A 16,786-nucleotide genomic window follows, 5' to 3' on the forward strand; every position below is an offset into this window, starting at 1 on the left:
TCTTCGTCACGAATCTGAACAATTATTGTGTTCTGAATATTGGTCTACGCTTGCGTGCAAGACTGCTTGGATAAGCTTGGCTGAGCGTTTTTTGCTTGGCCTCCGTCACGAAATGGGCAAGGGGGAGCACTGCTACCCGGCTGGCCATGTAAGGATGCTGACGAATGCCGCGTATTGATGTTCCCGTATTACATCGTGGTTTACGCCCTTTGTTTCGAGTCGCGCTGTGCAGCCAGTTGCTCTGGCCGGCGCTCGCGTTCGCCGATACGGCCTACGATCAAATGGTGCTCGACGCCCGGGCCGGGCATTACACGCCCGCGCTGACCGTTTTGCGGCAGGTGCCGCCGGCCCAGGCCACCACCGGCCAGGTCAGCGATCACCTGCAAATCGCCGGCTGGGCCGGGCTCGACGCTGAAGTGGTGCAGGTCTACGAGACCCAGGGCCTTGGCCGGGCATTGCCGGTTCAGGCGCTGACCGCCACCGCCCGGGCCTATCGCAATCTCAAGCGTTGGGAGCAGGCGATCCAGGTCTACAACAAGGCCCTGATGCTGGAGCCGGACAACGCCGACCTGCAACTCGGTCTGGCGCTGACCCAAGCCGACTCCAGCAAACCTGATGAAGGGGTGATCCGCGCCCGTTCGCTGGTCGCCGCCAAACCCGATGATCCTTCCCGCCGACTGGCGCTGGGCTACGCTCTGAATCGCGCCGGCAAGCCGTACGACGCGCTGTTCGAGTACGATCAGGCCTTTATTCGCGCCGGCAACAAACCGGAAGTCGCCCGCGAATACGTGGTCGCCCTGCAAAAGGCACGTCTGCCGGAACCGGCGCTGCGTCTGGCGAAGCAGCGTCCGGGGCTGATCGATCCTGTCACCTTGCGACGTCTGGAAGGCGATCTGGCCGCCGAACGCGTGCGTCTCGCCGAACTGGCCACCCGCAGCGAAAAAGAACGCTACGTGATCGCCGATCGTGCCCTGGCCGACTACGACCAGTTGCTCGCCACCTGGACCCCGGACGCCACTGCCCACGACGACGTGACCCGCTGGCGCATCGACCGCATGGGCGCGCTCAAGGCGCGGGCGCGCACCGCCGAAGTCATCAGCGAATACCAGAAGCTCCAAGCCGAAGGCGTGAAGATTCCGACCTACGCCCTGCGCTGGGTGGCGGCGTCCTATCTGGACCAGCGCCAGCCGGAAATCGCCACTGATCTTTATCGTCAGGTGCTGGCGGCGCCGGACGCCGATGTCGGCGACCGACTCGAAGACACCACGGCGCTGTATTACTCGCTGCTGGAAAGCGATCGCGCCGAAGAGGCGCGCAAGGTTGCCGAAGATCAGGCGAAGACGCAGAAACCGCGCATCGAACTCAAGGGCCTGCCGATCGGCAACCCCAACGACGAATGGATGGACGCCCAGCAACTGGCGGCGCAGGCCGGCACCTACGGCTCCGACCTGCCTCACGGCGAAGAGCGCTTGCAGACCCTGGTGGATCAGGCGCCGGGCAACATCGGCCTGCGCCTGGCCCAGGCCGATCTGTACCTGGCCCGCAACTGGCCGCGCCGTGCGGAAAACCAGCTCAAGGAAACCGAGAGCATCGCGCCGCGCGACATGGGTCTTGAAGTCGCGCAGGCCCGCACCGCCATGGACCTGCAGGAATGGCGGCAGATGGACGCGCTGACCGATGACGTGGTGGCGCGTTTCCCCGACAACCGTCAGGTCCAGCGTCTGGCCCGTGAGCGCGAAGTGCACGACATGTCCGAGCTGCGCGTCGAAGCCTACGGCGGCAAGGCCAACGGCGGCAGCGGTGGCGATGCCGGCGCGGTCACCGGCAGCCGGGATTTCGGCATCCAGACCACCCTCTACAGCCCGCCGATCGATGAGGACTGGCGAGTGTTCGCCGGGGCCGGATACGCCACTGGCGATTTCGCCGAAGGCACCGGCCACCATCGCTTCCAGCGTGTCGGTCTGGAGCGTCGCACCCGCGACATGACCCTCGAAGCCGAAGTGTCGAATCATTCCTATGGTTTTGGCGACAAGCAGGGCGCGCGTCTGGCGATTGCCCGCGACATCGACGATCACTGGCAATACGGCGGCAGCCTCGAATACCTGTCGGCCGAGACCCCGCTGCGGGCATTGAACAGCGACATCAAGGCCAACGGCGGCAGCGGTTTCATCCGCTGGCGCGCCAACGAGAGCCGCGAGTGGCGGCTGGCGGTGAGCCCGTCGCACTTCAGCGACGGCAACAACCGCGTCGAAGCCTTGCTGACCGGAAAAGAGGGCGTCTACAGCGCGCCGAACCTGCAAGTCGATGCGGGCCTGGAAGTGAGCACCAGCCACAACTCCAAGTCCGATGACGTGCCGTACTTCAACCCGAAGTCGGACTTCAGCGTCATGCCATTGCTGAACGTCAATCACGTGCTGTACCACCGCTACGAAACCGTCTGGAGCCAGCAGTTCCAAGCCGGTGCGGGTACTTACAGCCAGCGTGATCACGGCACCGGCGGCATGGCATTGCTCGGTTACGGCCAGCGCTACGCCTGGAACGACGTGTTCGAGGTGGGCGGTTTGTTCAGCGTGATCAACCGGCCCTACGACGGTGACCGGGAAACCGATCTGCGTCTGCTCGTCGACCTCACTTTCCGCTTCTAGAAGAGTTTGAAGATGCCTTTGATTTCGCGTTTCATCCTTCTGCTGGGAGTGCTGCTGGTCAGCGCCTGCGCCCAGCAAGCCCCGGCCTTTGTGCCGCCGTCCGAGCGACCGGTGGCAGCCAATGAAAAGCCCTGGCCGAAAAACCACGTGCTGGGCATTGCCTACCACGACGTCGAAGATCGTGACCCCGATCAGGCGGTGGTGGCGGTGCGCACCGAGCGCCTGCTCGAACAGCTCGCCTGGCTGCGGGAGAACAACTACAAACCGGTGACGGTCGATCAGATCATGGCCGCACGCAAGGGCGGACCGGAACTGCCGCCCAAGGCGATCCTGCTCAGCTTCGACGACGGCTACTCAAGCTTCTACACCCGCGTGTTGCCGGTGTTGCGCGCCTATAACTGGCATGCGCTGCTGGCGCCGGTTGGCACCTGGATCGATACGCCGCTGAACCAACCGGTGGACTTCGCCGGCACGCCGCGTGCGCGCTCGGACTTCCTGACCTGGGCTCAGGTGCGAGAAATCTCGCAATCGGGCCTGGTGGAAATCGCCGCCCACACCGACGCCAGCCACAAAGGCATCCTCGCCAACCCGCAAGGCAACATGCAGCCGGCGGCCGCGACCCGACGTTACGATCCGGTGAGCAAACGCTACGAATCCGAAGCCGACTTCCAGGCGCGGATCCGCACTGACGTGCAGGCGATCTCGGAGAAAATCCGCAAGAACACCGGTAAAAAACCGCGCATCTGGGTCTGGCCTTACGGGACGGCGGACGGCACGTCGCTGACCGTGGTCAGCGAAGAAGGCTATGAAATGGCCCTGACCCTCGATGACGGTCTCGATGCCCTCGACAACCTGATGAGCGGGCCGCGTTTCCTGGTGGCTTCCGACCCTGACGGCGAGCACTTCGCCAACAGCGTGGTCGGCGTGCAATCGGATTTCACCATGCGCGTCGTGCATGTGGACCTGGACAACGTCTACGACCCGGATCCAGCGCAGCAGGAAATTAACCTCGGCAAACTGATCCAGCGCATGGCCGACATGGGCGCCAACACGGTGTTCCTGCAAGCGTTCGCCGATCCGAAGGGCGATGGCCTGGTGCATTCGCTGTATTTCCCCAACCGTCATCTGCCGATGCGCGCCGACCTGTTCGACCGCGTCGCCTGGCAATTGCGCACCCGGGCTCACGTGAAGGTCTTCGCGTGGATGCCGGTGCTGAGTTTCGAGCTGGATTCGAAGCTGCCACGGGTGACGCGCTGGGATCCGAAGACCGGCACGACCGCTGTCGACCCGGATCAATACAAACGCTTGTCGCCGTTCGATCCTGAAGTGCGGCGGATCATCGGCGAGATCTACGAAGACGTGGCACGCTTGACTTCGGTGGACGGCATTCTCTACCACGACGATGCGGTGCTTTCGGACTTCGAAGACGCCGGCCCTCAGGCGCTGAAGGCCTATGCCGCGAACGGCTTGCCGGGCTCGATTGCCGCCCTGCGTGATGATCCGGCGGCGATGCAGCGCTGGACGCGGTTCAAGAGCCGTTACCTGATCGACTTCACCAACGAACTGACCGCCAAGGTGCGCGCGATTCGTGGCCCGCAAGTGCTTACCGCACGCAACATCTTCGCCGAGCCGGTGCTCAATCCGCACAGCGAAGCGTGGTTCGCGCAGAACCTGGACGACTTCCTCGTGAGCTACGACTGGACGGCGCCGATGGCCATGCCGCTCATGGAAAAACAGACCCATGCGCAATCTGGCCCGTGGCTCGAAGAGCTGGTGGCGAAGATCAAACAGCGCCCCGGCGCGCTGGATCGCACGGTGTTCGAACTGCAGGCCCGGGACTGGACGAAAAAGGAACAGGCTGACATCGACGGTGCGCAACTGGCCGACTGGATGGGCCGCCTCAAGCGTCAGGGCGCCACCAGTTTCGGCTATTACCCGGACAACTTCCTCGAGAACCTGCCGGACCTGAAAACCGTGCGGCCTGCGCTCTCCAACAAATGGAACCCATGACATGCTGGATAGACTGCTGGCCCTGCTTGTTCTGGCGATCGTTCTCGGCGTTCCGCTGGGGCTGATCTTCCTGGTCACCGGGCAATTCCTGATGGACTTCGTGTTCTTCTACCCGCTGTTCATGTCCGGGTTGTGGATTTCCGGTGGCCTGTATTTCTGGCTGCACTGGGAACGGCACTGGCCGTGGAAGGACGACACCCTGCCGCCACCGCTGGAAGGCGAACCGCTGATTTCGATCCTGATTCCTTGCTACAACGAGGGCGACAACGCCGCCGACACTATCCACGCGGCGCTGGCGCAGCATTACCCGAACATCGAAGTCATCGCGATCAACGACGGCTCCAAGGACAACACCGCCGAAGTGCTGGATGCGCTGGCCAAGGAAGATCCACGACTGCGGGTGCTGCACCTGGCCGAAAACCAGGGCAAGGCCGTGGCCCTGCGCATGGGCGCCATCGCTGCGCGCAGCGAATATCTGGTGTGCATCGACGGTGACGCGCTGCTGGCGCCGAACACCGCCGCTTACCTTGTGGCGCCGATGCTCGACAACGCACGACTGGGTGCGGTGACCGGCAACCCACGAATCCGCACGCGTTCGACCCTGGTCGGGCGCGTTCAGGTTGGTGAGTTCTCGTCGATCATCGGACTGATCAAGCGCACTCAGCGGGTGTTCGGGCGGATCTTTACGGTGTCGGGTGTGATCGTCGCGTTCCGCCGCACGGCGCTGAACCGGGTTGGCTACTGGAGCCCGGACATGATCACCGAAGACATCGACATCAGCTGGAAGCTGCAACTGGACCACTGGAGCATCTTTTACGAGCCCCGTGCCCTGTGCTGGATCCTGATGCCGGAAACGCTGCGCGGTCTGTGGAAACAGCGCCTGCGCTGGGCCCAGGGCGGTGCCGAGGTGCTGTTCAAGAACATTCGCGGGATCTGGCAGTACCGCCACCGTTACCTGTGGCCGCTGCTGTTCGAATACTGCCTGTCGACCGGTTGGGCGTTCACCTTCCTGTTGTCGGTGATCTTCTGGGCCGTCGGCAAGTTCGTGGTCATGCCCGAAGCGATTGCAGTGCATCACTTGATGCCGCCGGCGTTCACCGGGTTGCTGCTGGCGTTTGTCTGCCTGGTGCAGTTCGCGGTCAGCATCATCATTGACCGGCGCTACGAGCCGGGCCTGGGCAAGACCATGTTCTGGGTGGTCTGGTATCCGATCGCGTTCTGGTTCGTCAGTCTGCTGACCACGCTCGTCAGTTTCCCCAAAGTACTGTTCGGCCAACACCAGAAGCGTGCGCGCTGGGTCAGTCCCGACCGGGGTATCAAGCCGCTCGGAGACGATGAAGAGGAGGTTATCAAATGAAAATCATCCGGACCCGCCAACGGCCGTTTCTGGTGGTGGTCGATGCGTTCTTCACCGTGCTGGCCTGGATCGGTCTGCTGTATCTGCTGGCGCGCGGTTTATGGCCGCTGATCGAGACCCATGAAGGCGGGCCGCGTATCGACAACTCGGCATTCGAAGCCCTCGGCACCTTGCAGATTTACCTGTGGGTGGCATTGGTCAACGCGGTGATCCTGATCGGCTGGGCGCGCTATCAGCAACGCAAGAGCCGAAGTTTCGCCCAGCGCCGCTTGCCGTCCCCGGTGGTCGACGATGAGGGGCTGAGCCGCAGCTTCAAACTGTGCGACGAGCGCTTTCAGAAACTGCGCGGGCCGGGCGTGATGACCATCCACAACGATCCGGACGGTGACGTCAGCCACGTGGTGCCGCATTTGTGGCCGGTCCAGCCGGAAGAACTGCCACCACCGCTGGCGCCACTGGAGCATCCTCGGGTGATTTTTTTGCACGCCGAGGACGACGACAATCGCGAGCCGCTGAAACCGCTTACCTGAAAGACCGGATCAGCCGCCAGGCTTCTTCCATCGGCAGCGGCTGTTTCATGCGTTCGGCCAGCAGCGCCATCGCCCGTTCCTGTTCACAGGCCACCGCTGCCACCACGACACCCTTGCAACCGAACAGCCCGATAAACGGCGGCTGTTCGGGTTCGCCGATAAATTCGACCGCATCCCACGCCTCGGCGTGACCGAGATAGTCGTAGTTGCGGCCGAAATGCCAGGTCCAGAAGTACGGCACGTCAAGGTAATGCTCATCGCCACCGAGCAGGTTCGCGGCGGCAATCCGCGCGTGCTGCTGGGCCAGGCGCCAGTGTTCGATTCGCTGTGGCTCGCCGTTCAACGGGAAGGTGGCGATATCGCCAATGGCCCACAGGCTGTCGGCGACGCGCAGGCTGGCATCGACCAGCAGTGATTGATCCTCCTCGCGCGGCAGATTGCCGAACGCTTCGGTGGCCGGGTGTACGCCGATTCCCGCCAACACCAGATCCGCCGACAGGCGCAGGCCGTTGTCGAGCAACACCGCCTCGACCTTGCCGTCGCCAGTGATCTCCCTGGCTTCGTGTTCGGTGATGAATTTCACGCCGTTTTCTTCGTGCAGCGCACGGATCGCCTTGCCGACGGCTTCACCGAATTGCGCCGCGAAGGGAATCGCATGCCGCGCCAGCACCGTCACCTCGAGACCGTGCTGGCGCAGGGCCGAAGCGCATTCGAGGGCAATGAAGCTGTCGCCGATGATCACCACGCGCTGGCCCGGTTGTGCGGCGTCCATGATGGATTGCGCCTGGGCTTTGGAACGCAGGACAAACACCTGGGGCAAGTCGGCGCCAGGCAGTTCCAGCATGTTCGGCGTTGCGCCGGTGGCCAGCACCGCCGCGCTGTAATTCAGTGTGCGGCCATCGCTCAGGTGAAAGGTTTTGGTATCGACATCAAGCCTGCTGACCTCGCCCGAAACTCGGTTGATGTGTTGTTCGCGGTAAAAGTCGTCTTCGCGCAGGGGCGGGGTTTCCGGCGTCGGCATTTCCCCGGACAGCACGAATTTGCTCAGCACCGTGCGGTCGTAGCCGGCGTCCGGTTCGCGGTCGATCAGCACGATCCGCCCGCCGAAGCCTTTCTCCCGCAGGGCGGCGGCACAGGCGGTTCCCCCGGCACCGGCGCCGACGATGACAAAGGTGCGCGGATCGTCCTGGGGCGGGGTGTGCGGATCCGGCAGCGGCTGGTCATCGACCCACACCTCGTCGCCGCGCAATTCCAGCGGATAACGCTTGAGACTGTCCAGCGCCGGAGGCTCGCACAACGCGCCGTCCTCGGCACGAAAGGCTGCCTTGTGCCACGGGCAGATCAGTCGACCATGGCACAACGCGCCTTCCGCCAGCGGCGCGCCGGCGTGCGGGCATTTCCCCTGAAAGGCGCGCAACTGGCCGGCGGCGCGCAGCAGGACGATCTTGCAGTCGCCGATCTGCACCTCCAGCCCACGGTCTTCAGGCACATCGGCGAAACGGGCGACACGGTGCAGGGTCATGGTCGTGCTCCTCACAGGCATTTCTCTTACGAGTTTGGGCCGCATTGCGAGGTTCAGCCATTTCCCACTGCCACGGCACGAACGGTACGGCTATAGTTTGCAGGCCGACGAAGGCCCAACTGCACAAGGTGCTCCCGGAATGACCCGATTGACCTCTCTAAACCCTTGGCTGGCGGCCGTTGCCGTCGCCCTTTGCGTGCAGTTTCCGGCGCAGGCCCAGGAGCGTTTCACCCTCAGCATTCCCGGTGTGTCGGATAACCGTCTGTTCACCTCGGCGGCGGCCAGCGATGCGGCCGGCTGCGGCGGCAAGAACCAGTCGCCGGCCCTGAGCTGGAACGCAGGACCCAGCGGAACCCTGAGCTACGCCATCGTCATGCATGATCCGGACGGCCAGAAAGGCGCGGGCGTCGATCACTGGATTCACTACGGGATCAAGGCCACGACCCGGCAGATTCCGGCCGGTGTCGGCGCCAAATCGGCCCTTGAAGGTGTCGGTGGCACCAACAGCAAAGGCACCACCAGCTACATCGGCCCGTGCCCGCCGGTTGGCGACAGCGCGCACCACTACATCATTCAGATCTACGCCCTGGATCTGGCCCCGGACGCCTTGCCCGCCGGCCTGACCCGCACCCAGCTGATGGAAAAGATCAAAGGCCACGTGCTGCGCAACAGCAGTGCGGTACGGCGTTATCACCGCTGAAAAAATTTTCGGCGAGGTTTAACCCGAACTGAAAGGGCTGCCCGTCTCAGGGGATGAATGGATCAATTCTTCCCCGAGGTCAGCCCCCATGTCCCTTCCTTCCACGCTTCTGCGACCCCTTGCTGCCAGTGTGTTGCTGGCGGTTGCCGGTTGCGGTGTTTCATCCAGCCCGGAAACCACCGTCGCGCCGCCTCCGGGGCAGACCGAACTCAAATCCTCCGTGCAGCCCGAAGCGGTCATGGCCGATAGCGCGATGGCCAAGCGCAGTGCACTGGCGGCGCCGATCGCCCGTTTTGCACCGATGCCGGCCGGTGAAAGTTATCCACAAGGCTATCGCGACGAACAGCGCGAGCAGTACGCCAACCTGGCCGACAACCCGATCCACAGCGTCGCCGAAACCCCGGTCTCAACCTTCAGTGCCGACGTCGACACCGGCGCCTACGCCAATGTGCGACGGCTGCTCAATCAGGGTCGGCTGCCGCCGGATGGCGCGGTGCGGCTGGAAGAGATGGTCAATTACTTTCCCTACGACTACGCGCTGCCGAGCGATGGCTCGCCCTTCGGCATGACCACCGAACTGGCCGCTTCACCGTGGAACCCGCACACCCGCTTGCTGCGTATCGGCATCAAAGCCTCCGACCGCGCAGTGGCGGAACTGGCCCCGGCCAATCTGGTGTTTCTGGTGGATGTGTCCGGCTCGATGGACCGCCCCGAAGGCTTGCCGCGGGTCAAAAGCACCCTGAAGTTGCTGGTCGATCAATTGCGTGAGCAGGATCGAGTGTCGCTGGTGGTATATGCCGGCGAATCCCGAGTGGTGCTGGAGCCGACCTCCGGACGGGAAAAAGCGAAAATTCGCACGGCCATCGAGCAATTGACTGCCGGTGGCTCGACCGCCGGCGCTTCAGGCATTGAGCTGGCTTATCAGATGGCGCAGCAGGCGTTCATCCCCAAAGGCATCAACCGCATCCTGTTGGCCACCGACGGTGACTTCAACGTCGGCATCAGCGACTTCGACAGCCTGAAACAAATGGCTGTGGATAAACGCAAGACCGGTATCTCCCTGACCACCCTGGGTTTCGGTGTGGATAACTACAATGAGCACCTGATGGAACAACTGGCCGATGCCGGTGACGGCAACTACGCCTACATCGACAACCTGCGTGAAGCGCGCAAGGTGTTGGTGGATCAACTCGGTTCGACCCTCGCCGTGGTGGCGAAAAACGTCAAGTTGCAGGTCGAGTTCAACCCGGCGCAGGTCAGCGAATACCGGCTGCTCGGCTACGAAAACCGCGCGTTGAAGCGTGAGGACTTCAGCAATGACAAGGTCGATGCGGGTGAAATTGGTGCAGGCCACACGGTGACGGCGTTGTATGAAATTGTCCCGACAGGCGAGAAGGGCTGGCTGGAGCCGCTGCGCTACGGAAAAAACGACGCGGTTGTTTCCGAGAAGAAAGGAGAATTGGCAATGCTGCGTGTGCGATATCAAAAGCCTGAGGGTGGGAAAAGTCTGCTGATCGAGCGGCCGATTGCCAGTCAGGTTGCGCCGGCCAGTGAGGATCTGCGTTTCGCTGCCGCCGTCGCCGCGTTTTCCCAACAACTCAAGGACGGCCGCTACACCGGTGATTTCAGCCTCAAGGACACCGAAACCTTGGCGCGAGGTGCCCGTGGCGATGACCGCTTCGGCCTGCGCAACGAGTTCGTGCAACTGGTGGAGCTGGCGCAGAGCCTGCGTACGTCCACCGCCTCCAACGCACTTTCCACTGAGCGACGGATTGAATAGTGAGCCGCCTCAAAGGCTTCATCACACAGCTGTTTGCTTCTGCAGACAGCCTCGAGGCCAGCAGCGACGAATCGCTGCTGGTCCGTTATCGCGAGGGTGACAGCAAGGCGTTCGAGATCCTGTACGCCCGTCATCGCCAGAGCCTGTACCGGTTTCTGCTCGGGTTGAGCGGCAAGCCTGAGCTGGCCGATGAGGTTTTCCAGGAGACCTGGTTGAGCCTGATCCGCAGTGCCAGTCAGCCACAGGGCCGGGCGACCTTTCGTACATGGCTGTTCCAGATTGCCCGCAATCGCCTAATTGATCACTGGCGCAAACACGGGGCCCGGCAACCGCTGCATGACAGTTACGACGAGCAAACCCACGCCATCAGCGACGACGCCTCCGATCCCGAGCAACTGCTAAACCTCAGCCGCGACAGCCAGCGCCTGGAAAGCGCTCTGCAATCCTTGCCCGCCGACCAGCGCGAAGTGTTCCTGCTGCGCGCCCACGGCGACCTCGACCTGGCGCAAATCGCCAGCCTCACCGAAACACCGCTGGAAACCGTCAAGAGCCGCTTGCGCTACGCCCAGCAAAAACTGCGTCGGCTGCTGGCCGAGGAGGTACTGACATGACGGACGCCCGCCCGACACCCGAAGAGCAAGTGCTCAAGCACGTGCGCGAACAGCACACCGCCGAACCGCCGGCGCATCTCGATGCGCTGATCCTCGACGCCGCCCGCCGTGAAACCTCGGCACCACGGCAGACTCTGTGGCAACGCTGGCTCAAGGCCTGCCAGCAACCGCGCTACCAGGTGGCTTTTGCCAGTCTGGTCGGCATCGCGCTGATGCTGTCGCTGGTGCAACGCGCGCCGGAACCCGTGGCTCAATACGATTTCGCCCCCGCCGCGAAACCGGCTGCGCCAGTGGCCCGCCAAGAGGCCCGATCATTGTCGGCGCCCACCGGCGCGCTTTCTGCGCCAGCTCCCGCGCCAATGGCGGAAATCGCCGCACCAATGCAGAGCGAGTCGATCAGCGCCGACACGGCGGACGAAGCCAAGGTCAGCAAGCGCGCCGCCGCGCCGGTCAACGGTCTCGACGAGCAACTGCGCGAAGTCCTGCGCCTGCGCGAGTCCGGCCAGTCGCAAGCGGCCGACAGCCTGTTCAACAACCTGCACAAGCGCTACCCGAACGTGAATCTCGACCTGCGACTGGAAAAAATCCGCAAGAACTGACCGTATCAGCCATCCGCCATTTGGCATTGACCCGCAAAAACGCGCACTATCGGGTCATTGCCGATGCGCTGGAGGATGCCGTGGCCCAAAAAATCGACCGCATCGCCCAAATGCTCAACTGCCCGGTGAAGGGTGAGGAACTGCGGCGGGCAGTGACGGAGAGTCGCAAGGAGTTTCTTCTGGCCAAACAGGCCGAAGGGGATCTGGAGGAAGACGTTCTCGATGATGACTTGATCGAGGACGAAGAAGACGATGATGAATATGACGAGTTTGACTGGACGACGGAGTGAGTCGCCAGTCGGCAGGTACAAAAAAGCCCCGGACCATCACAGTCCGGGGCTTTTTCGTTTAAATCAATGGCGCACCAGGCGGGATTCGAACCCACGACCCCTGCCTTCGGAGGGCAGTACTCTATCCAGCTGAGCTACTGGTGCAGCGGGCGACATCATACCTAGGTCGGCTCGGGGCGTCCATGCCGGTTTTTGCCGGGTCATTGTCAGTGTTTGTGTCGGTGCAGGGCGCATTCCAAAAGGCTGTAACGTCCTGCAAAACGCTCTCGTGGCAGTTTGGCGCAGCTGTTCTATTGTTTTCCTGCGGCGGGTTCCTCGATCGTCTTATTCAGGGAGAAAAGCATGAGCGTCGTCAATCCTCAAATCACCGACTCTGTCACCCAATCGACCGTGCAGGTCGTCGGTTCTGCACCGGCCACGGCCATTGCTACGCTGACTCAGGTCAGCAGTCATGCGGTCAGTCTGGCGTTGCAGAACGCGGTCAGTCATCAGCAGGCGCTGAACATCATCGGCAACGCCACCGTGGCGGCGGCCGTGCAGCAGATTCTGGCGGTGGGAGGGCGATCCTGATGGCCAGGGAAAAGGCGCAGACCGACGGTGCGCAACAGCCGGCCGTTGATCCGGCCGCCGCTGCGGCTTCATTGCTCGAATCACTCAACGAGCATCTGCTCCAGCAATCGTCTGAGGGCGTGGGTGCCGACGCCTTGAACCGACAGATCGTCGAAGCGGTGAACCTGCTCAACACTCAGTTGGCGGCCAATGCGCCCGCACTGGCGTCGCTGGGTTCGGAGCTGTTGATTCGTCAGGCCAGCGGATTGGTGGCGCAGTCGGCGGCGAGCTACTTCGACGGTGTCACCAAGCTCGCTCTGGCTTCTCAAGGTGTGCTGCTGCGCAAGATGACCGAGAGCATCATCAAGGATGACCTCGACGCCGCCACCGAAAGTGCGCTCGGCGCGTTGAATACCCATCTGCTGGTGGGCGGGGCCGCAGCGGTGGTCGCGGCGAGTGGGGTGCTGGACGCCGACGGAGTGGACCAGGCACTTGAGCGAATCAATCAGAGCATTGCCCAGTTCAGCGCCAGCCAGCCTGAGCGGTCGTCCGGCGCCTGAGCAATATTTGCAACACCCACTGTCCCTTGAAAGGAGTCGGAACATGGCAACCGTGAATGATCAGATTACCGATGCAGTCACCCAGACCAGCGTCAAGGTTGTGGCCGAAGCGCCGGCCATGGCGATGGGCAGCCTTTACCAGAGCCTGGCGCACTCGACCGGCATCCTGTTCGAGAACGCCGTCAGTGCCCAGCAGCAACAGAACACCTTGGCGCAAGCAGCGACCAATCAGGGCGTGATGCAGATTTACAGCGTTGATACCACAGCCGGCGCCGCGGCCACGGAGAAAGTCGCGCAGACGGGGGTGGCCGACAACCTGACCAGTCTGTTGACGGTGCTCAAATCGTTTCAGGATAAGTAGTCGCTATCCTCTGTTCCCTGCCGTTCGACGGTGGCAGGGAACAGAGGCACTTGTACGTTGATCTGAAATGTTCAGCAATTGCGGCGTTTTTGTTCTTTTTTTCGAACGCCCTATTGTCCTTCAACCCCTTTGAACCTAGGATTCGTTTGAGATTTCAAACGCTCCTTATCCAGGTGCTGAGCCGCACACGTTTTGAGTCGTGCGCTATCTATATGCCAGCCCGGTAAATGATTTCCCTGACGGCAGCCTTGCGAGGCGCCTTTCTACAATCATAATTTTGCTCCGCGCCTTGCGCGGTGCTGTTAAGGAAAGCCGACATGCAGCTTAAAGACACCCAGTTGTTCCGCCAGCAAGCCTTTATCGATGGCGCATGGGTCGACGCGGACAACGGTCAGACGATCAAGGTCAACAACCCGGCCACCGGCGAGATTCTGGGCACCGTGCCAAAAATGGGCGCTGCCGAAACCCGTCGTGCCATCGAAGCCGCCGACAAGGCGCTGCCGGCCTGGCGTGCACTGACCGCCAAGGAGCGTGCAGGCAAGCTGCGTCGCTGGTTCGAACTGATGATCGAGAATCAGGACGACCTCGCTCGCCTGATGACCCTCGAGCAAGGCAAACCACTGGCTGAAGCCAAGGGCGAAATCGTTTACGCCGCTTCTTTCATCGAGTGGTTCGCCGAAGAAGCCAAGCGCATCTACGGCGACGTGATTCCGGGCCACCAGCCGGACAAGCGCCTGATCGTGATCAAGCAGCCGATCGGCGTGACCGCTGCCATCACCCCGTGGAACTTCCCGGCGGCGATGATCACCCGTAAAGCAGGTCCTGCGCTGGCCGCCGGTTGCACCATGGTGCTCAAGCCTGCTTCGCAAACCCCGTTCTCCGCCTTCGCCCTGGCCGAACTGGCCCAGCGCGCCGGCATTCCCAAAGGTGTGTTCAGCGTGGTGTCCGGCAGCGCCGGCGATATCGGCAGCGAGCTGACCAGCAACCCGATTGTGCGCAAACTGTCCTTCACCGGCTCGACCGAAATCGGTCGTCAGCTGATGTCGGAATGCGCCAAGGACATCAAGAAAGTCTCCCTGGAACTGGGCGGTAACGCGCCGTTCATCGTGTTCGACGACGCGGACCTGGATAAGGCCGTCGAAGGCGCGATCATTTCCAAGTACCGCAACAACGGCCAGACCTGCGTCTGCGCCAACCGTCTGTACATTCAGGATTCGGTCTACGACGCGTTCGCCGAGAAGCTGAAAGTGGCGGTCGCCAAGCTGAAGATCGGCAATGGTCTTGAAGAGGGCACCACCACTGGCCCGCTGATCGACGAGAAAGCCGTGGCCAAGGTGCAAGAGCACATCGCTGACGCGGTGAGCAAAGGCGCAACCGTTCTGGCCGGTGGCAAGCCGATGGAAGGCAACTTCTTCGAGCCGACCATCCTGACCAACGTGCCGAAAGACGCAGCTGTCGCCAAGGAAGAAACCTTCGGTCCGCTGGCGCCACTGTTCCGCTTCAAAGATGAAGCCGACGTGATCGCGATGTCGAACGATACCGAGTTCGGTCTGGCCTCGTACTTCTACGCTCGCGACCTGGGCCGTGTGTTCCGTGTGGCTGAAGCCCTGGAATACGGCATGGTCGGCGTCAACACCGGGCTGATCTCCAACGAAGTCGCGCCGTTCGGCGGCATCAAGGCCTCGGGCCTGGGCCGTGAAGGCTCCAAGTACGGCATCGAGGATTACCTGGAAATCAAATACCTCTGCCTGGGCATCTAAGCCTCGGTAGAAGATCGCTGTAAACGCAAAGGGCACGAGAGCGCTGTCCCTTTGCGTCGTTTCAAACCGGAATTTTCTCTGCGGCCGGGAACGCCGTGGCAGTCGATCATCGCATGCTGCCACCGCCGATTCCTCCCGCTTTATCCTTGAACCACGCCGCCCGATGAGCGGCGAATGAGGACTGTAATGAGCAAGACTAACGCTGACTTGATGGCCCGCCGTACCGCTGCTGTTCCACGTGGTGTTGGCCAGATTCACCCGATCTTCGCCGAGTCCGCGAAGAACGCGACCGTGACCGACGTTGAAGGTCGCGAGTTCATCGACTTCGCCGGCGGTATCGCCGTACTGAACACCGGCCACGTGCACCCGAAAATCATCGCCGCCGTGACCGAGCAGCTGAACAAGCTGACCCACACCTGCTTCCAGGTACTGGCCTATGAGCCGTACGTCGAGCTGTGCGAGAAAATCAACGCTCGCGTACCGGGCGACTTCGCCAAGAAAACCCTGCTGGTGACCACCGGTTCCGAAGCCGTTGAAAACGCCGTGAAAATCGCTCGTGCCGCCACTGGCCGCGCTGGCGTGATCGCCTTCACCGGCGCTTACCACGGTCGCACCATGATGACCCTGGGCCTGACCGGTAAAGTCGTGCCTTACTCGGCCGGCATGGGCCTGATGCCAGGCGGCATCTTCCGCGCGCTGTACCCGAACGAACTGCACGGCGTGAGCATCGACGACTCGATCGCTTCCATCGAACGCATCTTCAAGAACGACGCCGAGCCGAAAGACATCGCCGCGATCATCATCGAGCCTGTACAGGGTGAAGGTGGTTTCTACGTCGCGCCGAAAGAGTTCATGAAGCGTCTGCGTGCCCTGTGCGACCAGCACGGCATCCTGCTGATCGCTGACGAAGTGCAGACCGGTGCTGGCCGTACCGGCACTTTCTTCGCCATGGAACAGATGGGCGTCGCTGCCGACCTGACCACTTTCGCCAAATCCATCGCTGGCGGCTTCCCGCTGGCCGGTGTGTGCGGCAAGGCCGAATACATGGACGCCATCGCTCCAGGCGGCCTGGGCGGCACCTACGCCGGTAGCCCGATCGCTTGCGCCGCGGCCCTGGCCGTGATGGAAGTGTTCGAAGAAGAAAAACTGCTGGACCGCTGCAAGGCTGTCGGCGAGCGTCTGGTCACTGGCCTGAAAGCCATCCAGGCCAAGTATCCGGTGATCGGCGAAGTCCGTGCCCTGGGCGCAATGATCGCAGTCGAGTTGTTCGAAAACGGCGACAGCCACAAGCCAAACCCGACCGCCGTCGCGGCTGTCGTGGCCAAGGCGCGTGACAAGGGCCTGATCCTGCTGTCCTGCGGCACCTACGGCAACGTTCTGCGCGTCCTGGTACCGCTGACCTCGCCGGACGAGCAACTGGACAAAGGCCTGGCGATCATCGAAGAGTGCTTCTCGGAGCTGTAATCCGTAGCACCGTGTGATCGGATCGACAAAAAACCCGCTTCGGCGGGT

15 protein-coding genes and 1 tRNA gene are annotated in these 16,786 nt (G+C 62.3%); 14 read left to right on the forward strand and 2 right to left on the reverse strand.

Translation table 11 applies throughout. The annotated features are described in order from the left end of the window. Positions 1 to 164 precede the first annotated feature (164 nt). The 4 genes from pgaA to pgaD are packed head-to-tail and all read left to right on the forward strand — an operon-like array spanning position 165 to position 6,542. Complete coding sequence (gene pgaA / locus CAF63_RS07295) at positions 165 to 2,645, forward strand: poly-beta-1,6 N-acetyl-D-glucosamine export porin PgaA (protein ID WP_085684307.1); 2,481 nt, start codon at positions 165 to 167, stop codon at positions 2,643 to 2,645. A gap of 12 nt (positions 2,646 to 2,657) precedes the next feature. Beyond that, on the forward strand, positions 2,658 to 4,655 hold the full coding sequence (gene pgaB, locus CAF63_RS07300; protein WP_085684305.1) for a poly-beta-1,6-N-acetyl-D-glucosamine N-deacetylase PgaB: 1,998 nt from the start codon (positions 2,658 to 2,660) through the stop codon (positions 4,653 to 4,655). Position 4,656: 1 nt separating this feature from the next. After that, entirely contained in the window at positions 4,657 to 6,012 is a 1,356-nt protein-coding gene (gene pgaC, locus CAF63_RS07305; RefSeq protein WP_085684303.1) for a poly-beta-1,6-N-acetyl-D-glucosamine synthase, read from the forward strand. After that, a complete protein-coding gene (gene pgaD / locus CAF63_RS07310; RefSeq protein WP_085684301.1) occupies positions 6,009 to 6,542 on the forward strand; it encodes a poly-beta-1,6-N-acetyl-D-glucosamine biosynthesis protein PgaD in 534 nt (177 codons plus the stop codon). The genes pgaC and pgaD overlap by 4 nt, the downstream gene beginning before the upstream one ends. On the opposite strand, the gene CAF63_RS07315 is transcribed toward pgaD, so the two are convergent. Next, positions 6,535 to 8,064 carry an FAD-dependent oxidoreductase gene (locus tag CAF63_RS07315; RefSeq protein ID WP_085684299.1) on the reverse strand — a complete coding sequence of 510 codons (1,530 nt, stop codon included), beginning with the start codon at positions 8,062 to 8,064 and terminating at the stop codon, positions 6,535 to 6,537. The genes pgaD and CAF63_RS07315 overlap by 8 nt on opposite strands. Before the next feature lie 139 nt (positions 8,065 to 8,203). Here CAF63_RS07315 and CAF63_RS07320 point away from each other — a divergent pair, with 139 nt between their 5' ends. From CAF63_RS07320 to CAF63_RS07340, 5 genes are all read left to right on the forward strand, one after another. Further along, positions 8,204 to 8,764: a YbhB/YbcL family Raf kinase inhibitor-like protein gene (locus CAF63_RS07320; RefSeq protein WP_085684297.1), complete on the forward strand. Its 561-nt coding sequence runs from the start codon at positions 8,204 to 8,206 to the stop codon at positions 8,762 to 8,764. A gap of 88 nt (positions 8,765 to 8,852) precedes the next feature. Next, positions 8,853 to 10,544, forward strand: coding sequence for a VWA domain-containing protein (locus tag CAF63_RS07325; RefSeq protein ID WP_085684295.1), 1,692 nt, complete (start codon positions 8,853 to 8,855; stop codon positions 10,542 to 10,544). A gap of 29 nt (positions 10,545 to 10,573) precedes the next feature. Then, positions 10,574 to 11,155 carry an RNA polymerase sigma factor gene (locus tag CAF63_RS07330; RefSeq protein ID WP_178081277.1) on the forward strand — a complete coding sequence of 194 codons (582 nt, stop codon included), beginning with the start codon at positions 10,574 to 10,576 and terminating at the stop codon, positions 11,153 to 11,155. Further along, complete coding sequence (locus tag CAF63_RS07335; protein ID WP_085684291.1) at positions 11,152 to 11,754, forward strand: hypothetical protein; 603 nt, start codon at positions 11,152 to 11,154, stop codon at positions 11,752 to 11,754. The genes CAF63_RS07330 and CAF63_RS07335 overlap by 4 nt, the downstream gene beginning before the upstream one ends. A gap of 20 nt (positions 11,755 to 11,774) precedes the next feature. After that, entirely contained in the window at positions 11,775 to 12,044 is a 270-nt protein-coding gene (locus CAF63_RS07340; RefSeq protein ID WP_256574496.1) for a hypothetical protein, read from the forward strand. Positions 12,045 to 12,111: 67 nt separating this feature from the next. On the opposite strand, the gene CAF63_RS07345 is transcribed toward CAF63_RS07340, so the two are convergent. Then, a tRNA-Arg gene (locus CAF63_RS07345) sits at positions 12,112 to 12,188 on the reverse strand. 198 nt (positions 12,189 to 12,386) lie between these two features. Between CAF63_RS07345 and CAF63_RS07350 the strand changes: the two genes are divergently transcribed. The 5 genes from CAF63_RS07350 to gabT all read left to right on the forward strand — a co-directional run bounded on the left by CAF63_RS07350 (position 12,387) and on the right by gabT (position 16,738). Next, positions 12,387 to 12,614, forward strand: coding sequence for a RebB family R body protein (locus CAF63_RS07350; protein ID WP_085684289.1), 228 nt, complete (start codon positions 12,387 to 12,389; stop codon positions 12,612 to 12,614). Beyond that, on the forward strand, positions 12,614 to 13,153 hold the full coding sequence (locus CAF63_RS07355; protein ID WP_085684287.1) for a hypothetical protein: 540 nt from the start codon (positions 12,614 to 12,616) through the stop codon (positions 13,151 to 13,153). The genes CAF63_RS07350 and CAF63_RS07355 overlap by 1 nt, the downstream gene beginning before the upstream one ends. Positions 13,154 to 13,196: 43 nt before the next feature. Further along, complete coding sequence (locus CAF63_RS07360; RefSeq protein ID WP_085684285.1) at positions 13,197 to 13,514, forward strand: RebB family R body protein; 318 nt, start codon at positions 13,197 to 13,199, stop codon at positions 13,512 to 13,514. Between the two features lie 317 nt (positions 13,515 to 13,831). Continuing rightward, positions 13,832 to 15,274, forward strand: coding sequence for an NADP-dependent succinate-semialdehyde dehydrogenase (gabD, locus tag CAF63_RS07365; protein WP_011331898.1), 1,443 nt, complete (start codon positions 13,832 to 13,834; stop codon positions 15,272 to 15,274). Between the two features lie 186 nt (positions 15,275 to 15,460). Continuing rightward, complete coding sequence (gabT, locus tag CAF63_RS07370) at positions 15,461 to 16,738, forward strand: 4-aminobutyrate--2-oxoglutarate transaminase (RefSeq protein WP_085684283.1); 1,278 nt, start codon at positions 15,461 to 15,463, stop codon at positions 16,736 to 16,738. The last annotated feature ends 48 nt before the right edge of the window (positions 16,739 to 16,786 follow it).

Origin of the sequence: Pseudomonas sp. B20(2017) (assembly GCF_002113125.1) — a bacterium.
In the GTDB taxonomy this organism is placed as follows: domain Bacteria; phylum Pseudomonadota; class Gammaproteobacteria; order Pseudomonadales; family Pseudomonadaceae; genus Aquipseudomonas.

Excerpts from the sequence above, each read along its gene's own strand:
- pgaA (WP_085684307.1), top strand. The coding sequence starts at position 165 with ATGCCGCGTATTGATGTTCCCGTATTACATCGTGGTTTACGCCCTTTG.
- pgaB (WP_085684305.1), top strand. The coding sequence starts at position 2,658 with ATGCCTTTGATTTCGCGTTTCATCCTTCTGCTGGGAGTGCTGCTGGTC.
- pgaC (WP_085684303.1), top strand. The coding sequence starts at position 4,657 with ATGCTGGATAGACTGCTGGCCCTGCTTGTTCTGGCGATCGTTCTCGGC.
- pgaD (WP_085684301.1), top strand. The coding sequence starts at position 6,009 with ATGAAAATCATCCGGACCCGCCAACGGCCGTTTCTGGTGGTGGTCGAT.
- CAF63_RS07315 (WP_085684299.1), bottom strand. The coding sequence starts at position 8,064 with ATGACCCTGCACCGTGTCGCCCGTTTCGCCGATGTGCCTGAAGACCGT.
- CAF63_RS07320 (WP_085684297.1), top strand. The coding sequence starts at position 8,204 with ATGACCCGATTGACCTCTCTAAACCCTTGGCTGGCGGCCGTTGCCGTC.
- CAF63_RS07325 (WP_085684295.1), top strand. The coding sequence starts at position 8,853 with ATGTCCCTTCCTTCCACGCTTCTGCGACCCCTTGCTGCCAGTGTGTTG.
- CAF63_RS07335 (WP_085684291.1), top strand. The coding sequence starts at position 11,152 with ATGACGGACGCCCGCCCGACACCCGAAGAGCAAGTGCTCAAGCACGTG.
- CAF63_RS07350 (WP_085684289.1), top strand. The coding sequence starts at position 12,387 with ATGAGCGTCGTCAATCCTCAAATCACCGACTCTGTCACCCAATCGACC.
- CAF63_RS07355 (WP_085684287.1), top strand. The coding sequence starts at position 12,614 with ATGGCCAGGGAAAAGGCGCAGACCGACGGTGCGCAACAGCCGGCCGTT.
- CAF63_RS07360 (WP_085684285.1), top strand. The coding sequence starts at position 13,197 with ATGGCAACCGTGAATGATCAGATTACCGATGCAGTCACCCAGACCAGC.
- gabD (WP_011331898.1), top strand. The coding sequence starts at position 13,832 with ATGCAGCTTAAAGACACCCAGTTGTTCCGCCAGCAAGCCTTTATCGAT.
- gabT (WP_085684283.1), top strand. The coding sequence starts at position 15,461 with ATGAGCAAGACTAACGCTGACTTGATGGCCCGCCGTACCGCTGCTGTT.